Here is a 19,295-nt window from a genome sequence, read left to right on the forward strand (position 1 = left end):
CACGCAACACGCGGGTAAATGGCCATGCCTTCCCCTGTTGCCGTTACCTGTGGTGACCCTGCCGGTATTGGGCCGGATCTGGCGCTGGCGTTGCCGGCGCTGTTTCCCGGCAAGCCACTGGTGGTGATTGGCGACCGTGAGGTGCTGGAGCAGCGTGCTCACCAGCTTGGCATGACGCCACGGCTGTGGGACTGGCAGCCCGGCGAGCCCGCCATTCGCGATCCACTGACCCCGGATTTCGTCTCCGTGTGGCATACCCCTGCCGGCGCGGCGGTAACTGCCGGGCAAGCGGATCCGGCCACCGCATCCGGCACCATCGAGATGCTCACCCGGGCCGCCCGGGGCTGCATGGATGGCACCTTTTCCGCCATGGTTACCGCACCGGTGGCCAAGAACATCATTTGCGATGGCGGCTACCCGGACTTCACCGGGCATACCGAATTTCTCGCCGAGCAGGCCGGCGTTGACCGGGTGGTAATGATGCTCACCGCCAGGGAATTGCGGGTAGCCCTGGCCACCACCCACCTGCCCTTGAGCCAGGTGCCGGCAGCCATCACCCCTGACAGCCTCATTCGCACCCTTACCATTCTCCGCGACGACCTGGTAGACAAGTACCGCATTTCGGTGCCGCGCATCATGGTGCTGGGACTCAACCCCCACGCTGGCGAAGGCGGTCATCTGGGCCGGGAAGAGTTGGATGTGATCATTCCCACCCTGCAACAATTGCGGGATCAGGGCTTTGATATCACCGGCCCGCTCCCCGCCGACACTGCCTTCCAGCCCCATTTGCTGGAACAACATGATGCGGTGCTGGCCATGTACCATGACCAGGGGCTCCCTGTGCTCAAGTACGCCGGCTTTGGCGAGGCCATCAATATCACCCTGGGGCTGCCCTTTATCCGCACCTCCGTGGATCACGGCACCGCCTTTGAGCTGGCTGGCACCGGCAAGGCCAAGTCCGGCAGCCTGGTGGCCGCCACCCGGCTGGCACTGAATCTGGCCGCCCTTGAGGACGCATGACATGACAGAACACCGCACCCGCAAACGCTTTGGCCAGCATTTCCTGCATGACCGCAACCTGGTCGACCGCATGATCCGCACGCTGGGCCTGCAGCAGGGTGACACCCTGGTGGAAATCGGCCCCGGCCGTGGCGCCCTGACTTACCCGCTGCTGGAAGAGATTCCGCACCTGCACGTGGTGGAACTGGACCGCGACCTGATCGCGCTGCTGCGCCAGGAAAACACCCCTGACCGGCTGACCATTCACGAGTCCGACGCCCTGAAGTTTGATTTCCGCACCCTCAAGCCGTCAGACAAGCCGCTGCGGGTGATCGGCAATCTGCCCTATAACATTTCCACCCCGCTGATCTTCCACCTGCTCGACCAGTCAGATGCCATCAGCGACATGACCTTCATGCTGCAGAAGGAAGTGGTGGATCGCCTTACCGCCAGCCCCGGCACCCGGGACTGGGGACGTCTGTCGATCATGGTCCAGTACCACTGCCAGGCGGATTACCTGTTCTTCGTGCCCCCGGGGGCCTTCAGCCCGCCGCCCAAGGTGGATTCCGCCGTGGTGCGCCTGATTCCCCATGCCTCCCCGCCCCACCCGGCGGAGGACGAAGATCACCTGCGCCGCCTGGTGGCCCAGGCCTTCACCCAGCGACGCAAGGCGATCCGCAATAGTTTAAAATCCTTTGTGACTCTGGAGCAGTTCGAGCAGGCCGGCATTGATGCCGGATTACGCCCGGACCAGCTCAGCGTGGCGGACTACGTGGCCCTGGCCAACATCAGCCGCCCCGACACCGACACTTCATCCTGAAGCAGGAGATTTCCCAGCCATGACCACTCCCGACCCACACCACAATATCCGGGTCACCGTGGCCACCGAATACCTTGCCAATCAAAGCGATCCGGCAAGTGATCGCTGGGTGTTTGCCTACCACATCACCATCCGTAACGAGGGCAGTGTCAGCGCCCGCCTGCTCACCCGCCACTGGGTCATCACCGATGGCAAGGAGCGGGTGCAGGAGGTACACGGCGAAGGCGTCATCGGCGAGCAGCCGCACATTGCCCCGGGCCAGAGCTTCGAGTACACCAGCGGCGCCATTCTGGAAACCGAAGTGGGCAGTATGCGCGGCAGTTACCAGATGATCGGCGAAGATGGCATACACTTTGATGCCGAAATCCCCACCTTCACCCTCGCGGTACCGCATGCATTGCATTGATAACGCTGGACGCCTGATGCCTGATGCTCGACGCCTGGCCGTGCCCGCTGGAGCGCTAGAGTGAGCGATTACGCTATTGGGGATCTGCAGGGGTGCCTGGAGGCGTTTGATTGCCTGCTGGAAAAGATCCGCTTCAATCCGGACAAGGACCGGCTGTTTCTGGCCGGGGACCTGATCAATCGGGGGCCGGATTCGCTGGGCACACTGCGACGGGTGTTTCAGCTGCGTGACAATGTGCACTGCGTATTGGGCAACCACGACCTGCATTTGCTGGCAGTGGCTCACGGTGCCACCAGAAGCAAGCGCAAGGACACCCTGGCTGAGATCCTGGATGCCTCCGATCGCACGGCGTTGCTGGGCTGGCTACAGCATTGCCCGCTGCTCATCGATATCCCTGAGCATGAGGCCACCCTCACCCATGCGGGCATTCCGCCCCTGTGGAGCCTGGACCAGGCCCGCAGCCGCGCCCGGGAAGTAGAGACCGTGCTGAAAGACCAGCGCTGCGGCGACTTCTTTGCCCACATGTACGGCAATCAGCCGGCGGGCTGGAATGAAGACCTGCAGGGCCCGGATCGCTGGCGGGTAATCACCAATCACTTCACCCGCATGCGCTTTGTGAATCAGGCCGGCGAGCTGGATCTCACCACCAAGGGGGAAGCCGATGCCCCGCCCAGCGGATTCATGCCCTGGTTCCTGCATCCACAGCGCCGGGAGACCAGCCAACGCCTGCTGTTTGGCCATTGGGCCGCACTGGAAGGCCATACCGGGGTCGGCAAGGTAGAGGCACTGGATACCGGCTGTGTCTGGGGCGGCAGCCTCACGGCATTGCGACTGGATGATCTGGCACGCACCTCCTGCGACTGCTAGCAACGGTTTTTCTTTCCCCTCAAGCGCCAGCGCGAAGCCAATTCAACGTCTGGCGCGGCATCCCTACACTTCATCCTTTTTTTTGCGAAAATAATTTCGCTTCCCTTTGACTTGTTCTGTTGTTTGGTTACATCCTAAAGCAGTACGGTGACGTTGAAAGCGATAAACAACGACGCCCTTTCCCTCATTCATTTGCACGTTTTTTTCACTAACAAGGAATCACCCTGAATGTAGTTTTGTTGTGACAATTTTGGTTCCGCAGGAGGAAGCCGGCATGAGCATTATCCGCCACTACCAGGACCGTTTCGATGCGACGCAGCAGGAAGAAATGTCGCTGGAGGAGTACCTGGATCTGTGCAAACGCGACCCCAGCGCCTACGCCACCGCACCCGAGCGCATGTTGATGGCCATTGGCGAACCGGAAATGGTCGACACCTCGCAAGACCCGCGCATGTCACGCATCTTTTCCAACAAGGTGATCCGTCGCTACCCCGCCTTCGATGAGTTTTACGGCCTCGAAGAAGTCATCGAAAACATCGTCAGTTACTTCCGCCACGCCGCCCAGGGGCTGGAAGAAAAGAAACAGATTCTCTACCTGCTCGGCCCCGTTGGTGGTGGCAAGTCCTCCCTGGCAGAAAAGCTCAAGGCGTTAATGCAGAAGGTGCCCTTCTATGCCATCAAGGGTTCACCGGTAAACGACTCCCCCCTGTCCCTGTTCGACCCGGAAGAAGACGGCCCGATTCTGGAAGAGGAATACGGCATTCCCCGTCGTTACATTCGCACCATCATGTCGCCCTGGGCGGTGAAGCGACTGAATGAATTCGGTGGTGACCTTAGCCAGTTCCGGGTGGTGAAACGCTACCCCTCCATCCTGGACCAGATTGCCGTGGCCAAGACCGAGCCCGGCGATGAAAACAACCAGGATATTTCCGCACTGGTGGGCAAGGTGGATATCCGCAAACTGGAAGACTTCGCCCAGGATGATCCGGATGCCTATGCCTACTCCGGCGGCCTGTGCCGGGCCAACCAGGGCATCCTCGAATTCGTGGAAATGTTCAAGGCGCCCATCAAGGTACTTCACCCCCTGCTGACCGCCACCCAGGAAGGCAACTACAACGGCACAGAGCATCTGGGCGCGATCCCCTATGACGGCATCGTGCTGGCCCACTCCAACGAAGCGGAATGGCACACTTTCCGCAACAACAAGAACAATGAAGCCTTTATTGACCGGGTCTATATCGTCAAGGTGCCCTACTGTCTGCGCGTCACCGAGGAAGTGCAGATCTACGACAAGCTGCTGCGCAATTCCAGCCTGCGCGAAGCGCAATGCGCTCCGGACACCCTGCACATGCTGGCGCAGTTCTCCATTCTCACGCGCCTGAAAGAGCCGGAAAATTCCAGCATCTATTCCAAGATGCGGGTGTACGACGGCGAGAACCTGAAAGATGTGGATCCCCACGCCAAGTCCATGCAGGAATATCGCGATATGGCCGGCGTGGACGAAGGCATGAACGGACTCTCTACCCGCTTCGCCTTCAAGATCCTCTCCAAGGTGTTCAACTACGATCACACTGAAGTGGCTGCCAACCCGGTGCACCTGATTCATGTGCTGGAGCAGCGCATTGAGCAGGAGCAGTATCCCCAGGAGCTCACCGACCAGTACCGCCGCTTCATCAAGGAATATCTGGTTCCCCGCTACGTGGAATTCATCGGCAAGGAAATCCAGACCGCGTACCTGGAATCCTATTCCGAGTATGGCCAGAACATTTTCGACCGCTATGTGACCTACGCCGATTTCTGGATTCAGGATCAGGAATTCCGCGATCCGGATACCGGCGAGATTTTCGATCGCCAGGCGCTCAACGAGGATCTGGAAAAGATCGAAAAACCGGCGGGTATTTCCAACCCGAAAGACTTCCGCAACGAGGTGGTCAACTTTGTGCTGCGCGCCCGGGCCAACAACCACGGCAAGAACCCGACCTGGCTCAGTTACCAGAAGCTGCGCGATGTGATCGAGAAGAAGATGTTCTCCAACACCGAAGATCTCCTCCCGGTCATATCCTTCAACGCCAAAGGCAGCGAAGACGATCAGCGCAAGCACAACAACTTCGTGCAGCGCATGGTGTCCCGTGGCTATACCGAAAAGCAGGTACGGCTGTTGTCGGAATGGTATCTGCGGGTGAGAAAGGCACAGTAGGAGACGCAACATGCAACACGCTGCACGCAACAACACGGCATCAGGGGTTTAGCGTTATGCATTGTTCTCTCCGCGCCCAAACGTAATCGCGGCGAGAACACCCAAACCCGCTTTATCCGATCCCGCGTTGTTGCCTGTTGCGTGAAGCGTGTTGCCGCTTCCGGAGGAAGCCCATGAGCTACATTATTGATCGCCGCCTGAATGACAAGCACAAGAGCACCGTCAATCGGCAGCGGTTTTTACGGCGTTACCGTAAACATATTCGTGAGGCCGTCAACGATGCAGTCAATCGCCGTTCCATCAAGGATATGGAACAGGGCGAGCGGATCAGCATTCCCCAGAAAGACCTCTCCGAGCCGGTTTTCCATCATGGCCAGGGCGGCCAGCGCAGCATCGTTCACCCCGGTAACAAGGAGTTCAACCAGGGCGACCGCTTCAAGCGCCCGGAAGGCGGTGGTGGTCAGGGCTCCGGCGATGGCGACGCCAGCGACTCCGGCGAGGGCCAGGACGAGTTTGCGTTTCAGATCGACAAGCAGGAGTTCCTCAACTTTCTGTTTGAGGACCTGGAGCTTCCCAATCTGGTCAAACGCCACCTGGAAGGCGCCCAGGTCTTCAAGACCCGCCACGGCGGCATTGTCAGCCAGGGCATGCCCGCCAAGATCAATATCGTCCGCTCCATGCGCCAGGCGTCCATGCGCCGTCGCGCTCTGACTGCGGCCACCCGCAAGCGTATTCGCGACCTCAAGAACGAGCGAGAAGCGCTACTGAAAGAAGACCAGTCGCCGCAACGGCAGGCCCGCCTGCAGGAACTGGATGAACAGATCCAGAAACTGGAGCGCCGTGTTGATCGCATTCCCTATCTGGACACCCTGGATCTGCGTTTCAACCATCACATCAAGGAACCGGTGCCGGTAAGCCGGGCGGTGATGTTCTGCATCATGGATGTATCCGGTTCCATGAACCAGAACATGAAGGACCTGGCCAAACGCTTCTTCCTGCTGCTGTATCTGTTCCTGCAACGCAACTACGACCAGATTGAAGTGGTGTTTATCCGCCACCACACCAGCGCCAAGGAAGTCACCGAGGAGGAGTTTTTCTATTCCCGGGAAACCGGCGGCACCATCGTCTCCAGTGCCCTGAAGCTGACCCGGGACATCATCAATGAACGCTACCCGGTGGATCAGTGGAATATCTACGCGGCCCAGGCGTCCGATGGCGATAACTGGAACGATGACTCCCCGGCCTGCGCCAAACTGATTGAAGAAGAGTTGCTGCCGAAGCTGCAATACTTCTCCTATGTGGAAGTGATGCCCCGTGCCCACCAGGCACTGTGGGATCAGTATGAAACGATCATGGCGCGCCACCCGGCGGCGTTTTCCATGGCCCAGATAGACGAACCGGGCGAAATTTACCCGGTGTTCCGGCAACTATTCAAAAAGAGGATGGAAAGCTGATGGCCTATCTATCCGAAGGCTCAGACTGGAACTTCGAACTGCTGGCAGATTACGATGCCGCCATTGCCGATCTGGCCCACAACAAGTTCGGACTGGATACCTATCCCAACCAGATCGAGGTGATCTCGTCCGAGCAGATGATGGATGCCTACTCGTCGGTAGGCATGCCGGTGGGCTACAACCACTGGTCGTTCGGCAAGCAGTTCGTGGAGGTGGAAGGCCGCTATCGCCGCGGGCAGATGGGGCTGGCCTACGAGATCGTGATCAACTCGGATCCCTGCATTGCCTACCTGATGGAAGAAAACAGCATCACCATGCAGGCCCTGGTGATCGCCCATGCCTGCTATGGCCACAACTCTTTCTTCAAGGGCAACTACCTGTTCCAGACCTGGACCGATGCCTCCTCCATCATCGACTATCTGGTGTTTGCCCGTAACTATATTGCCGAATGCGAACAACGCCATGGCGTCACCGCGGTAGAGGAAACCCTGGATTCCTGCCATGCGCTGATGAACTACGGCGTGGACCGCTACAAACGGCCCTCCCCGATTTCCATTGTGGAAGAACGGAAACGGCAACGGGAGCGCGAAGACATCCTGCAAAAGCAGGTGTCAGAACTGTGGCGTACCTTCCCTGAGCTGCAGCCGGCCATCAAGACCCGCGAAGCCCCGTCCACTTTCCCGGCGGAGCCCCAGGAGAACCTGCTCTATTTTCTCGAGAAGAATGCTCCGCTGCTGCAGCCTTGGCAGCGGGAAATCATCCGCATCGTGCGCAAGATGGCACAGTACTTCTATCCGCAACGGCAGACCAAGGTAATGAATGAAGGCTGGGCCTGTCTGTGGCACTACACCCTGATCAATTCGCTGTATGACGAAGGCAAGGTCACCGATGGCTTCATGCTGGAATTCCTGCAGAGCCACAGCCAGGTGATCTACCAGCCTCCCTTCGATGCCTCTTTCTACAGCGGCATGAACCCCTATGCGATCGGCTTCAACATGTTCCAGGATATTCGTCGCATCTGCGAAAACCCGGACGATGAAGACCGCGAGTGGTTCCCGGAGATTGCCGGCAGTGACTGGCTGGAGACGGTGAAGTTCGCCATGCAGAGCTTCAAGGATGAAAGCTTTATCCAGCAGTTCCTGTCACCGAAGATGATCCGCCAGTTCAAGCTGTTCCAGATCAGTGATGATGACCGCAAGGACTATGTGGAAGTGGGCGCCATTCACAATGAGCAGGGTTACCGTCGGGTACGGGAATCACTGGCCGAGCAGTACAACCTGAGCATTCAGGAACCGAACATCCAGATCGTCAGCGCCAACATCCATGGTGATCGCGCCCTGACCCTGCGTCATCAACGCAGCGACGGCCGACCGCTGGATGACCACAGCACCAATGAAGTACTGCGACACCTGCATCGTCTGTGGCAATTCGATGTGCACCTGGAAAGCGTGGAAAACGGCAGCGTTGTGAGTCGCTATTCCATGCCACCTTCTCCGGAACCCATCACCGTCATGTAGGGCGGAAATCCCCGACAGGGGATCTCCGCCAGTGGCGTCAGGCAGCCTCGCCCTTCGGGATTACCTTCAGGGTACGACGCACCTGATGATCACCGAGCATGAACAGCCCCAGCGCCACCACAATCAGCAGCGCGCCGGCCAGCACCATGCCGCCCAGCCTTTCCGCGTTGAAAAGACTGCCCAGCGTCAGCGCCAGTACCGGGGTGATCAGGGTCACCAGCGCCACCGTGGCCGCCGGCAGTCGCGCCAGAATCTGGAAGTAGCTGTAGAACCCCAGCAGAGAACCAAACACCGCCAGATAGACGATCGCCGACAGGCCACGCACGTCGCCGTTCCAGGTCAGCGACTGCCCTGTCAGCGCAATCGCCAGACCATAAAAGGGCAACGACAGCAGCAGCCCGCCCACGGTCTGCTGCATGGGCTTGAGCCCGGCGCCGACCCGCTGCACCGCAATGCCACTGCCGGAAAACAGGGTGACCGCCGTGAGCATCCACAGCACGCCAATACCCCGATCGCCCATGTCTCCGCCAGCAAACAACACCGACAGACTGTCATCAAACACCAGCATCAGACCGAACAGACCCATGATACAGGCGCCCCAGTGCCAGCTGTTGAGTCGCACACTGCCCGGCAGGAACTGCATCATCAATCCCGACAACAACGGCGCCAGACCAAAGATCACTGAGATCAGACCGGAAGGCAGGTAGCTGGAGGCCACATAGCTGCAGCCCATGGCCCCGAAGATCCCCGGCAACGCCGCCAGATAACTGATCCGGGCCTGGCGATGCAGTGGCAGCGCCTGACGTTTCCATCGCAGCCACATGAGACCCAGCAGCGCAGCGATACCCATACGCACACCGGCCGCCGCCAGCGGCGCCATGGCCTCACCACTCCATTTAATCCCCAGCGGGGTAGTCGCCCACACCGCCACCACGATCAAATACGCTGCCAGGGTTGGCATTTCGTTCTCCTTGTATGAGCTACAAGCTGCAAGCTGCAGCACGGTTAGGTTCTGCCTTGAACTCCCCTCGTGGGAGCCGCGCTCTACGCTTGTGCGCGGCGAAAGAAATATCAAAGCTGAAAACCTGTCTCGTGTTGTAGCTTGCAGCTTGTAGCTGGTTAACGACCTGCAAACCCCTAAAACGAAAAAAGGCCGCAGGTCGGGGACACTGCGGCCTTCTTGCCAAACTGAAACTATCAGTCAGACAGCCGCCGTCCCTGCGCACGCCATTTGCGTGCACAGCGATCGATGACCATCACAAGGCTGTTGAGTTTCAGTACGATAGAAAGCATGAGAACATTCTGCTCAAGAATGCAAAGGCGCACAAGATGAAAATTTATCTGGTGGGCGGCGCGGTCCGGGATCAGTTGCTCGGCCTGCCTGTCACCGAAAAGGACTGGGTCGTGGTCGGCGCGACGCCGGACGAAATGCAGGCGCAGGGCTATCAGCCTGTGGGTCAGGATTTCCCTGTCTTCCTCCATCCGAAGACCAAAGAGGAATATGCCCTCGCCCGCACCGAACGCAAGTCCGGCCATGGCTATGGCGGCTTTACCTTTTATGCCGCCAGCGATGTGACTCTGGAAGACGATCTGGTGCGCCGAGACCTGACCATCAATGCCATGGCCCGGGAGAAAGGTGGCCCGGTGGTGGATCCGTTCAACGGCCGCGCGGATCTCAAGGCCCGCTTGCTGCGCCATGTGTCTCCCGCCTTCGCCGAAGATCCCCTGCGGGTATTGCGGGTGGCCCGCTTTGCTGCTCGCTATCACTGGCTGGGTTTCCGGGTGGCCGACGACACCCTGGCGCTGATGCGCCAACTGAGTGACAGCGGCGAGCTGGATTATCTGGTGCCGGAGCGGGTGTGGAAGGAAACCAGCCGGGCACTCATGGAGCGCGACCCACAGGTGTTCTTTCAGGTGCTGCATGCCTGTGGCGCGCTGGAAAAGCTGTTCCCTGAACTGGCCGCCCTGGACGGCGTGCCCCAGCCGGAACAGCACCACCCGGAAATCGATACCCTGGTACATCAATGGCTGTGCCTGGAACAGGCCAGCCGCATGGGCCTGAATCTGGATGGGCGCTACGCGATTCTCTGCCACGACCTGGGCAAGGGCAAGACACCGCCGGAGGAATGGCCACGGCACATTGCCCATGAGATTCGCAGCAGCCGCATGAGCCAGACCGTCTCCAAACGGCTCAAGGTGCCCCGTGAGACCGCCACGCTGGCTTCACTGGTGGGCGAATACCATACCCACTGTCATCGCGCCCTGGAGCTGAAGCCAGCCACGGTCTGGAAACTGCTGAAAAGCCTGGATGTACTGCGCCGCCCGGAACGCCTGGCCACCTTCGTGGGGGCCTGTGAGGCGGATGCCCGCGGCCGTACCGGCTTTGAAGATCGGGATTATCCCCAGGCCGGTTATCTGCTGGGTGCTGCCGAGGCCGCCCGCAAGGTGGATGTTCAGGCCCTGCAGCAGCAAGGCTTCAGCGGCCCGGAACTGGGTGAAGCTATTACCCGGGCGCGTATTCAGGCCCTCAAGGAGTACAAGGAATCATGCAACCTGTAGCCCTGGTGACCGGCAGTGCCCGCCGCATTGGCGCCACCATTGTTCGTACCCTGCATGCCAGCGGCATGCGGGTAATCATCCACTACCGTGGCAGCCAGCAGGAAGCGGAAGCCCTCGCGGCAGAACTGGAAGAGACTCGTCCGGACAGCAGCCGACTACTTCAGGCAGACCTGGATGATCCCGATGCCGTACGCCGCCTCGCTGCCCAGGCCGTGGATGCCTTCGGTCGGCTGGATCTGTTGGTCAACAACGCCTCCAGCTTCTACCCCACCCCGGTGGAGACCGCCAGCGACGACGACTGGACCCGGCTGGTACACAGCAACCTGCGTGCGCCCTTTATCCTCAGTCAGCAACTGGCCCCGGCCCTGCGTGAGCAGAATGGCAGCATCATCAATATCGTCGACGTTTACGCGGAAAAACCGCTCTCTCAGCACACCCTCTATTGCATGGCCAAAGCCGGCCTTGCCATGATGACCAAAAGCCTGGCCCGGGAGCTGGGCCCGGAGATTCGCGTCAACGGCGTCTCACCGGGGCCCATCCTCTGGCCGGAGAGTGGCCAGATGAACCAGGATGCCATCACCGATTCCACCGCTCTGAAACGCTGCGGTACGCCCGAGGATATTGCCGGCGCGGTACAATGGCTGGCCAGTGCCGCAGGCTTTGTCACTGGACAGATTCTGGCGGTGGATGGCGGTCGCTCACTGGCGCTGCAAGGAAGTTGATCGTCAGAAGCGCCATCCGTGCATGGCATAAGCAATTACCTTAAAAAGACAACGAAGGGTTTAAGAAGGGGGGCGCATACCGATGCGCGTGATCGCAGGGATAGCAGTGATGATAGCGATGCTGGTGCCGTTAATCGCCGGCGCGGAAATCTATCGCTGGAAAGATGAAAACGGCAACTGGCAGTTCGGGGATCGAGCCCCGGACGCCCAGCATGAAGCCATGGACGTAAAAGGCCCCGCCAAGCTGGGACAGGATGAAAACGTCCAGCAGATTCACCAGCGTCTGCAACGCCTGCGTGAAAGCGAACAGACTCGCCAGAAGCAGGAACAACAACAGGCCCGCCAGGAAGAGCAAGCACGGCGCCGGCACATGGTGCCCATGTGCAAGAAGGCACGGGAGCGGATCAAGGCACTCAATCGCCCCTTCGTTTATGTGGACGACGATGGCTCCCGGCGCGACAGCCTCCGCGAGGAAGCCGAGGCGGACATCGCCCAAACGCAACAATGGATTGACGAGAATTGCGACGACTACTAGCCCCCGTCATGGTGCTGGCTGCCATACTTGCCACCCCGTGCCATGCCGAGATTTACCAATGGCGCGACGCCAACGGTAAACTGCACTTCGGTGACCGCCCACCGGAAGAAAATCACTCTTCGGTGGTTACCCCCAAGGTGCAGCCTTCCCGCATCGAGTCCCTGAAGATCCAGATCCGCCATCAGGAATTCACCCTGCCGGACGGCCTTCATGAACAGACCCTGTCCGCCATCCGCCATATCTATGATCGCTACCGCCAGGACCTGGGTCTGGATCTGCATGGCACCGCCGAGGTCAACCTGCACCTGTTCAATGAACAGGCAGATTTCGTGCAGTGGATGGAACAACGGGGAGCCAGCGGCAACGCCAACTACGCCGGCGTGTTTCTTCCTGCCAGCAATGAAGTGGCGGTATGGCGCTGGAGTCCGGATGACGATGACGTGGCCCAGACCATTCTGCATGAATCCAGCCATGTGTTGCTGTTCCAGCTTTCCCCGGCCTCACCGGTCTGGCTGCATGAGGGACTGGCGCAATATTTCCAGACATTGAAAGTGCAGGCCAACGGTCAGGCGGTAGTCACCGCCCTGCCGGATGCCGAGGAACGCATCCAGAGCTGGATTGCTACCCGGCAACTGATCACCCTGCGTCAGTACCTGTCTCTGGATGACCGAGCCTGGCGCAAGATGGCCCATGAACTCAATGCCATTCCCTACACCGTCGCCTGGGGCACCACCGCTTTCCTGATGTCGAAACCGGTGGGGCGAAGCACCCTGCGACAACTGCTACAGGACCTGGAAAAAACCGACCGCCGCCCCACCCTGCAACGCATCGGCCACCTCTACCCCGGCGGCCTGTCGAGAATGGAATACGATTTCTTCAGCTGGGCACAAGCCGGCATGCAGCCGCAGCATTATTGATTCGAGATTCCTGATACAAAAGAGCCCGCCCGGATATCCGGGCGGGCTCTTTTGTATCAGTACAACACTCGCTAGAGCCTGCTGTAGGAGCGGTCGTTCGACCGCGATCCGAGCCCACGCGAGGTAACGAGTTACGAGAAGCGAGTTTCGAAAGGCAAAACCCTCGGCCTGGAATCTGCTTTGGGTTTTGATTTTCGAAACTCGGTACTCGAAATCCGTTTCTGGAATCCTTACCTCGCTTGGGCTCGGATCGCCTGCAGGCAGGCTCCTACAGCGGCTTCGTAGAAGTGATGGAGCTCGGGAACTTTTTGGGGTTTTCCTTCCAATCAAGCGTAGCTTGTAGCTTGTAGCTTGTAGCTTGTAGCTCGTAGCTCGTAGCTCGTAGCTGATTATCGCGGAAACTCCACCACCCACAACTTTTGCGCATCGAAGTTCGATTGCTTGAGAATCTCCTGATACGCCTCGCCGGTTTCCGGGTGAACGCCATCGGGTGCCAGATCAACCAGCGGCTTGAGCACGAACGCATGCTTGAGGATTTCATCGCGGGGCAGCTGCACACCATCAATGGAGCCCACCGCATCGCCGTAGGTCAGGATATCGATATCCAGGGTCCGGCTGGCAAACTTCTTCTCGCCGCGAACCCGGCCGTGATCCTTCTCCATGCCTTTCAGGCAGGAGGTCAATTCGGCCACCGCCATGGCAGTGCGAATCCCCACCACCAGGTTGTAGAAGGCATCGCCGTCAAAACCCACCGCTTCGCTCTCGTACACCGGGCTGATCTCCAGCTCGCCAAACACCGCTTCCAGCGCATCCAGGCCGGATCGGATGTTGTGCTCCCGGTCGATATTGGATCCGAGACTGAGATAAACCTGTGTGTCGCTGCTATCCATTGGGACGCTCACCCCGTTCGATGATCACGCCCACATCGCGGGCACCGCGCAGGGCGCCCGGCTTGCTGAGGCGCAGCTTCAGCCAGGGCACATCAAACTCACTCAATACCAGTTGCGCGACTTTTTCCGCCAGGGTTTCCACCAGCTGAAACTCGCTGCCTTCAATAAAGGCAATCACCCGCTTGCCGATGGCCTTGTAGTCCAGGGCATCATCAATGTGATCACTGGCCGCGCCCTTGCGAATATCGGCCGCCATTTCCAGATCCAGACTCACGGTCTGCCGGATACGGCGCTCCCAGTCGAAAATGCCGATCACCGTATCCACTTTCAAATCATTGATATAAACGATGTCCATACTCGCCCCTTGGCGCCTGCAACAGCATGCGGGAAGCATCCCATTGGTAGTAATCAGATGTTACGCTTGCAACCCGGGCAATGCCGTCGCCCTGTGTACAATAGGCCGACCTCAAGGGCCGCCCAGCGATATGAAGGGAGATTATAGCCGGTGGAAGCAGGGACATTACAGGATGTGTGGTATTGGCTGCTGCCATTGTGCGTAGCCGGCTATCTGATGGGCTCCATTTCCAGCGCCATTCTGGTGTGCCGACTGTTCGGCTACCCGGACCCGCGCACCCAGGGCTCCAACAACCCCGGTGCCACCAACGTACTGCGCATTGGCGGCAAACCCGCTGCCGCATTGACCCTGCTGGGTGACGTGCTCAAAGGGGTGATCCCGGTACTGATTGCCAACGCCCTGGACTTGGGGCCGCTGATTGCTGCCCTGGCCGGCACCAGTGCCTTCCTCGGCCATCTCTACCCGATCTTTTTCCGCTTTGAAGGCGGCAAGGGCGTGGCCACCGCCTTTGGCCTGCTATTTGCCCTGCACTGGCCCAGCGGCCTGGTCGCTGGCGGCACCTGGCTGGCAGTGTTCGCCCTCAACCGAATCTCCTCCATCGCCTCCCTGAGCGCCTTCGTAGTCGCCCCGGCCTGCATCTTCGCCTGGCTGAACCCGGCCTTCTGGCCGATTCTGGTGATGTCAGTGGTCATGATCGTCCGCCACCGCAGCAACCTGCAAAAGATCCTGCGCGGGGAAGAACTGGGGTTCAAGAAGAAAGATCAGTAACGAGTTACGAGAAGCGAGTTTCGAAAATCAAAACCGGAAGACTGACTGAACGCCTGACGCCTTTTTGCGTCGATAAACACTTGCTATAACCCGCCGTAGGAGCTTGCCTGCAAGCGATCCGAGCCTCGGCGAGGTAAGGATTCCAGAGGCGAGTCTCGAAGATCAAACCCAAACTTCATTCCATGCAGCCGGTTTTGCCTTTCGAAACTCGCTTCTCGTTACTCGAAACTGATTCCTCACCCTCGCCCGGATCGCCTGCAGGCAGGCTCCTACAGCAACGGGGGCTCCGTCGTGGTCGCGGCGCCTGCCTACAGCCCCGCCAGCTCCGTCAGCGGCCATCTTGGGCGCACCTTGATGGGAAGCTCGGCAGACTCTCCCGCCTGCAAACGCAGCGCCCCGGCAAAGGCAATCATGGCGCCGTTATCGGTGCAGTATTGCGGTGCCGGGTAGAACAGCTCCACACCACGCTTCTTCATCTGCTCTCCCAGGCGGGCACGCAGGGAACGGTTGGCGCTCACGCCGCCGGCCATCACCAACTGCTTGTAGCCGGTCTGCTCCATGGCCCGGCGGCACTTGATAATCAGGGTATCCACGGAGGCATCCTCGAAGGCCAGGGCGATATCGGCCTGATCCTGCTCGGACAGCGCCTCCTTGCCCCCCAGATCATGGATGGTATTGAGGGTAAAGGTCTTCAGGCCGGAGAAGCTCATATCCAGCCCGGGACGGTCGGTCATCGGGCGCGGGAAGCGGAAGCGCCCCGGGGTGCCCTTTTCTGCCAGAGCCGCAATGCGCGGACCGCCGGGATAACCCAGCCCCATCATCTTGGCGGCCTTGTCGAAGGCCTCACCGGCAGCATCATCCACGGACTCACCCAGAATCGCGTAGTCGCCCAGACTCTTGGCATCCAGCAGCAGGGTATGCCCACCACTGACCAGCAACGCCACGAAGGGGAAAACCGGCGCATGCTCTTCCAGCAAGGGAGCCAGCAAATGCCCTTCCATATGGTGCACTTCCACCGCCGGCACCCCCCAGCCAAACGCCAGAGAGCGGGCCACACCGGCCCCCACCAGCAACGCGCCAGCCAACCCGGGGCCCGCGGTATAGGCAACCCCATCCAGCTGCTCCGGGCGGGTATCCGCCTCCTCCAGCACCTGCCTGAGCAGAGGCAACACCCGCTGCACGTGGTCGCGGCTGGCCAGCTCCGGCACCACACCACCATACTGGGCGTGCATGTCCACCTGGCTGAACAGGGCCTGCCCCAGCAGCCCCCGCTCGGTGTCGTAGATGGCTACGCCGGTCTCGTCACAGCTTGATTCGATACCCAATACGCGCATGATGGTGCTTCTCTCCGGCCGCTGGCCTGACTGTAGAACGTGGGGCGCCATGATACCCCCCGACCGGCTGATTTGCATTTCCTGGCCACTTAGGTACAATCGCGCCCTCGCTGCAAATGGGACACCTGAGCCCGCAGCGAATCCATAAACTCAAATTTCTAGGAAGGTGATTCTTCATGCCTCAGGTGAAGGTGAAAGAAGGCGAACCGTTTGACGTGGCCCTGCGCCGGTTCAAGCGTGGCTGTGAAAAAGCGGGCATTCTGTCTGAAGTGCGTCGTCGCGAACAGTACGAGAAGCCCACTCAAGAGCGTAAGCGTAAGCGTGCCGCAGCCGTCAAGCGTCACCTGAAAAAACTGCAGCGTGAGCAACTCGCTCGCAAGCGCCTTTACTAAGCACTGCTGAGTAGAGACGTCTGATGAGTGCGCTCAAGGAGCAGCTCACTGCAGCCATGAAAGACGCCATGCGTGCAAAAGAAAAAGCACGTCTTGGCGTTTTTCGTATGGCGCTGGCAGCGATCAAGCAGATTGAAGTAGACGAACGCATCGAACCCGATGACGAGCGTGTACTGGCGCTGCTCGACAAGCTGATCAAGCAGCGCAAGGACTCTGCGACCCAGTACCGCGACGCCGACCGTGCCGATCTGGCCGAAGTGGAAGAAGCGGAAATCGCAGTGCTCCAGGAATTCCTCCCCGAACCGCTGACCGACGCGGAAATCGATGCCCTCATCGACGATGCCATCTCCAGCACCAGCGCCGCCGGCATGCAGGACATGGGCAAGGTCATGGGTATTCTGAAGCCGAAGTTCCAGGGCCGTGCCGACATGGGCGCCGCCAGCGGAAAAGTTCGCGCCAAGCTGAACAGCTAAGCCGCCAACACCCCACATCCTGACTTTCCCGGTTTCGCTGTTAACTATTCACTGTTAACTATTAACTGCCTTTCCGCTCCTGTTTCTGTTTAGATAGCCGGCCTTCTGGCAAAATCATTCCCATGGCGCGCATACCGGATAATTTCATTCAGGACCTGTTGGCTCGCACCGATCTGGTGGAGCTGATCGATTCCCGCGTGCCCCTGAAAAAGACCGGCCGCAACTACAGCGCCTGCTGCCCCTTCCATCAGGAAAAGACCCCCTCGTTCACCGTGGCCCCGGACAAGCAGTTCTATTACTGCTTTGGCTGTGGCGCCAAGGGCAATGCCGTGGGCTTCCTGATGGACTACGAGCACATGAGCTTCCCGGAGGCAGTCAAACAGCTGGCCAGCCGGGCCGGCATGGAAGTGCCGGAAAGCCGCCCGGAAACCGCCGCCGACCGCCAGCGCAAGGACCGGCTCCAGTCGCTTTACGACCTGCTCAGCCGCGCCGAGCATTTCTATGCCCAGCAGCTACGCCTGGCGCCGGAAAAACAGAAAGCGGTGAACTACCTGAAAAACCGGGGCCTGAGCGGCGAGATTGCCAAGCGTTTCTCCCTCGGCTTTGCCCCGCCAGGCTTCGACAACCTGATCAACGGTCTGTCACTCACCGAGGCCGGACTGGAGCAGGCCCTTACCGCCGGCCTGCTGGTTCGGCGCGAGGACACCGGCCGGGTCTACGACAAGTTCCGCGATCGCATCATCTTCCCTATCCGTGACACCCGCGGCCGCACCATCGGTTTCGGCGGGCGGGTGCTGGGCGACGGCAAGCCGAAATACCTGAACAGCCCGGAAACCCCGGTGTTCCGCAAGGGCGAAGAGCTCTATGGCCTGTGGGAATGGCGCCAGAGCCGTGATCGCAGCGAGCGCCTCTATGTGGTGGAAGGCTACATGGACGTGATCGCCCTGCATCAGTATGGCGTACCCAATGTGGTCGCCACCCTCGGCACCGCCACCACCGAGGATCATGCCCGCAAGCTGTTCCGGCAGGTGGATGAGGTGATCCTCTGCTTCGATGGCGACAAGGCAGGGGTGCGTGCCGCCTGGCGGGCCCTGGAATCCCTGCTGCCCGCCCTGGATGACGGCAAACAGGTGCGCTTCCTGTTCCTGCCTGACGGTGAGGACCCGGATACCCTGGTGCGCACCCAGGGCCCGGAAGCCCTGCGCGCCATGACTGACAAAGCGGATGCCCTGTCCACCTACCTGTTCCGGCACCTGTCGGAAGGCCTGGACCTGAACACCGTAGACGGCCGCGCGCGGCTGGCCCGGCTGGCCCTGCCCTATCTGGACAAGCCCGCCGGCCCGGTTTATCGCGCCCTGCTCACCGAAGAGCTGGCCCAGCTGACCCGACTGGACAAGGAATCACTGATCCAGCTCAAGCCGGCCAAACCGGAGCCCGCAAAGCCGCAACCGGCACCGCAAAGTGCGCCACAGCGTCCCGCCATGGATGACGGTTATGTCGGCGATGAACAACCGCCGCCCCCGGACTGGGGTGATATGCCGCCGCAGGGTGATGACGATTTCTATCCCGGTGACGACTTTCCCGGCAGTCTGGACAGCGCCCCCGCCCCCCGTCAGGACAGCGGCCGCCGCAAGGGCCCACTGACCATGGCCGAAAGGCTGGTACTGGTGCTGCTGGATTACCCGGCACTGGTAGAAACGCACCCCCTGCCGGAAGGGGTGGAGCAACTGCCGGTACCGCATATTGATCTGCTAATCCAGGTGGCCGGGCTGTGCCAGAAACACCAGCACCCGGCGTCCCTGCTTGGCGCCCTGATGGCACTGGAGCAGGGAGAAACCCTGTCCCGACTGCTCAAGGCCAGCCTCAAGCCTCCCATGGCCGAGACCATGGCCAGCCGCCTCTGGCAGGATGCCCTTTCCCAGCTGGAAGTAGCTCGCCTGGAAGCGGCATTGATGGAAGTGGAACAGGCAGGCATCCCCGATGCAGCCTATTGGCAGGAACTTCACAAGGCCCTGGCAGAAGCCCGCCAGCACGCCCGCAAGCCTTTTGACTAGCGGCCCCTGAATTACGCCAGCCCCTCCGCGATGCCA

Annotated in this window: 19 protein-coding genes; 15 read left to right on the plus strand and 4 right to left on the minus strand. The window is 60.1% G+C overall.

Features of this window, described 5'->3' with window-relative positions; all coding sequences use genetic code 11:
• Positions 1-24: 24 nt before the first annotated feature.
• The 7 genes from pdxA (at position 25) to MWU49_RS06630 (ending at position 8,260) form a co-directional block, all read left to right on the plus strand.
• The gene (pdxA, locus tag MWU49_RS06600) at positions 25-1,020 is read left to right on the plus strand and encodes a 4-hydroxythreonine-4-phosphate dehydrogenase PdxA (RefSeq protein ID WP_246969699.1); all 996 of its coding nucleotides are present in this window, start codon (positions 25-27) and stop codon (positions 1,018-1,020) included.
• A 1-nt stretch (position 1,021) separates the two neighbouring features.
• The gene (rsmA, locus tag MWU49_RS06605) at positions 1,022-1,819 is read left to right on the plus strand and encodes a 16S rRNA (adenine(1518)-N(6)/adenine(1519)-N(6))-dimethyltransferase RsmA (RefSeq protein ID WP_246969701.1); all 798 of its coding nucleotides are present in this window, start codon (positions 1,022-1,024) and stop codon (positions 1,817-1,819) included.
• Positions 1,820-1,838: 19 nt separating this feature from the next.
• Complete coding sequence (apaG, locus tag MWU49_RS06610; protein WP_246969703.1) at positions 1,839-2,225, plus strand: Co2+/Mg2+ efflux protein ApaG; 387 nt, start codon at positions 1,839-1,841, stop codon at positions 2,223-2,225.
• Between the two features lie 60 nt (positions 2,226-2,285).
• On the plus strand, positions 2,286-3,092 hold the full coding sequence (locus MWU49_RS06615) for a symmetrical bis(5'-nucleosyl)-tetraphosphatase (RefSeq protein ID WP_246969705.1): 807 nt from the start codon (positions 2,286-2,288) through the stop codon (positions 3,090-3,092).
• A gap of 274 nt (positions 3,093-3,366) precedes the next feature.
• Positions 3,367-5,289 (plus strand): PrkA family serine protein kinase, encoded by a 1,923-nt coding sequence (locus MWU49_RS06620; protein WP_246969708.1) that lies wholly within the window; start codon positions 3,367-3,369, stop codon positions 5,287-5,289.
• A 173-nt stretch (positions 5,290-5,462) separates the two neighbouring features.
• A complete protein-coding gene (locus MWU49_RS06625) occupies positions 5,463-6,743 on the plus strand; it encodes a YeaH/YhbH family protein (protein WP_246969711.1) in 1,281 nt (426 codons plus the stop codon).
• The gene (locus tag MWU49_RS06630; protein WP_246969714.1) at positions 6,743-8,260 is read left to right on the plus strand and encodes a SpoVR family protein; all 1,518 of its coding nucleotides are present in this window, start codon (positions 6,743-6,745) and stop codon (positions 8,258-8,260) included. Before MWU49_RS06625 ends, MWU49_RS06630 begins: the two co-directional genes overlap by 1 nt.
• Positions 8,261-8,297: 37 nt before the next feature.
• On the opposite strand, the gene MWU49_RS06635 is transcribed toward MWU49_RS06630, so the two are convergent.
• Positions 8,298-9,221 (minus strand): EamA family transporter, encoded by a 924-nt coding sequence (locus MWU49_RS06635; protein WP_246969717.1) that lies wholly within the window; start codon positions 9,219-9,221, stop codon positions 8,298-8,300.
• Between the two features lie 368 nt (positions 9,222-9,589).
• Between MWU49_RS06635 and MWU49_RS06640 the strand changes: the two genes are divergently transcribed.
• From MWU49_RS06640 to MWU49_RS06655, 4 genes are all read left to right on the plus strand, one after another.
• Positions 9,590-10,819, plus strand: coding sequence for a multifunctional CCA addition/repair protein (locus tag MWU49_RS06640; protein ID WP_246969720.1), 1,230 nt, complete (start codon positions 9,590-9,592; stop codon positions 10,817-10,819).
• Positions 10,804-11,541 (plus strand): pteridine reductase, encoded by a 738-nt coding sequence (locus MWU49_RS06645; RefSeq protein ID WP_246970752.1) that lies wholly within the window; start codon positions 10,804-10,806, stop codon positions 11,539-11,541. Before MWU49_RS06640 ends, MWU49_RS06645 begins: the two co-directional genes overlap by 16 nt.
• 109 nt (positions 11,542-11,650) lie before the next feature.
• On the plus strand, positions 11,651-12,076 hold the full coding sequence (locus MWU49_RS06650) for a DUF4124 domain-containing protein (RefSeq protein ID WP_246969723.1): 426 nt from the start codon (positions 11,651-11,653) through the stop codon (positions 12,074-12,076).
• Complete coding sequence (locus tag MWU49_RS06655) at positions 12,061-12,993, plus strand: DUF4124 domain-containing protein (protein ID WP_246969726.1); 933 nt, start codon at positions 12,061-12,063, stop codon at positions 12,991-12,993. The genes MWU49_RS06650 and MWU49_RS06655 overlap by 16 nt, the downstream gene beginning before the upstream one ends.
• 389 nt (positions 12,994-13,382) lie before the next feature.
• On the opposite strand, the gene folK is transcribed toward MWU49_RS06655, so the two are convergent.
• Both folK and folB read right to left on the minus strand, forming a co-directional pair.
• Positions 13,383-13,883, minus strand: a complete 501-nt coding sequence (folK, locus tag MWU49_RS06660; protein WP_246969729.1) for a 2-amino-4-hydroxy-6-hydroxymethyldihydropteridine diphosphokinase — start codon at positions 13,881-13,883, stop codon at positions 13,383-13,385.
• Positions 13,876-14,238 (minus strand): dihydroneopterin aldolase, encoded by a 363-nt coding sequence (folB, locus tag MWU49_RS06665; RefSeq protein ID WP_246969732.1) that lies wholly within the window; start codon positions 14,236-14,238, stop codon positions 13,876-13,878. Before folB ends, folK begins: the two co-directional genes overlap by 8 nt.
• A 150-nt stretch (positions 14,239-14,388) precedes the next feature.
• Here folB and plsY point away from each other — a divergent pair, with 150 nt between their 5' ends.
• Positions 14,389-15,006 (plus strand): glycerol-3-phosphate 1-O-acyltransferase PlsY, encoded by a 618-nt coding sequence (gene plsY / locus MWU49_RS06670; RefSeq protein WP_246969735.1) that lies wholly within the window; start codon positions 14,389-14,391, stop codon positions 15,004-15,006.
• Positions 15,007-15,314: 308 nt separating this feature from the next.
• Here the strand turns inward: plsY and tsaD are convergent, their stop codons facing one another.
• Positions 15,315-16,340, minus strand: a complete 1,026-nt coding sequence (gene tsaD / locus MWU49_RS06675; protein WP_246970755.1) for a tRNA (adenosine(37)-N6)-threonylcarbamoyltransferase complex transferase subunit TsaD — start codon at positions 16,338-16,340, stop codon at positions 15,315-15,317.
• A gap of 176 nt (positions 16,341-16,516) precedes the next feature.
• Between tsaD and rpsU the strand changes: the two genes are divergently transcribed.
• The 3 genes from rpsU to dnaG all read left to right on the plus strand — a co-directional run bounded on the left by rpsU (position 16,517) and on the right by dnaG (position 19,259).
• Positions 16,517-16,732 carry a 30S ribosomal protein S21 gene (gene rpsU / locus MWU49_RS06680; protein WP_007148705.1) on the plus strand — a complete coding sequence of 72 codons (216 nt, stop codon included), beginning with the start codon at positions 16,517-16,519 and terminating at the stop codon, positions 16,730-16,732.
• Between the two features lie 23 nt (positions 16,733-16,755).
• Positions 16,756-17,205 carry a GatB/YqeY domain-containing protein gene (locus MWU49_RS06685; protein ID WP_246969738.1) on the plus strand — a complete coding sequence of 150 codons (450 nt, stop codon included), beginning with the start codon at positions 16,756-16,758 and terminating at the stop codon, positions 17,203-17,205.
• Between the two features lie 122 nt (positions 17,206-17,327).
• Complete coding sequence (gene dnaG, locus MWU49_RS06690; protein ID WP_246969740.1) at positions 17,328-19,259, plus strand: DNA primase; 1,932 nt, start codon at positions 17,328-17,330, stop codon at positions 19,257-19,259.
• The last annotated feature ends 36 nt before the right edge of the window (positions 19,260-19,295 follow it).

Source organism: Alcanivorax sp. S6407 (genome assembly GCF_023016115.1).
Classification (GTDB): domain Bacteria; phylum Pseudomonadota; class Gammaproteobacteria; order Pseudomonadales; family Alcanivoracaceae; genus Alcanivorax.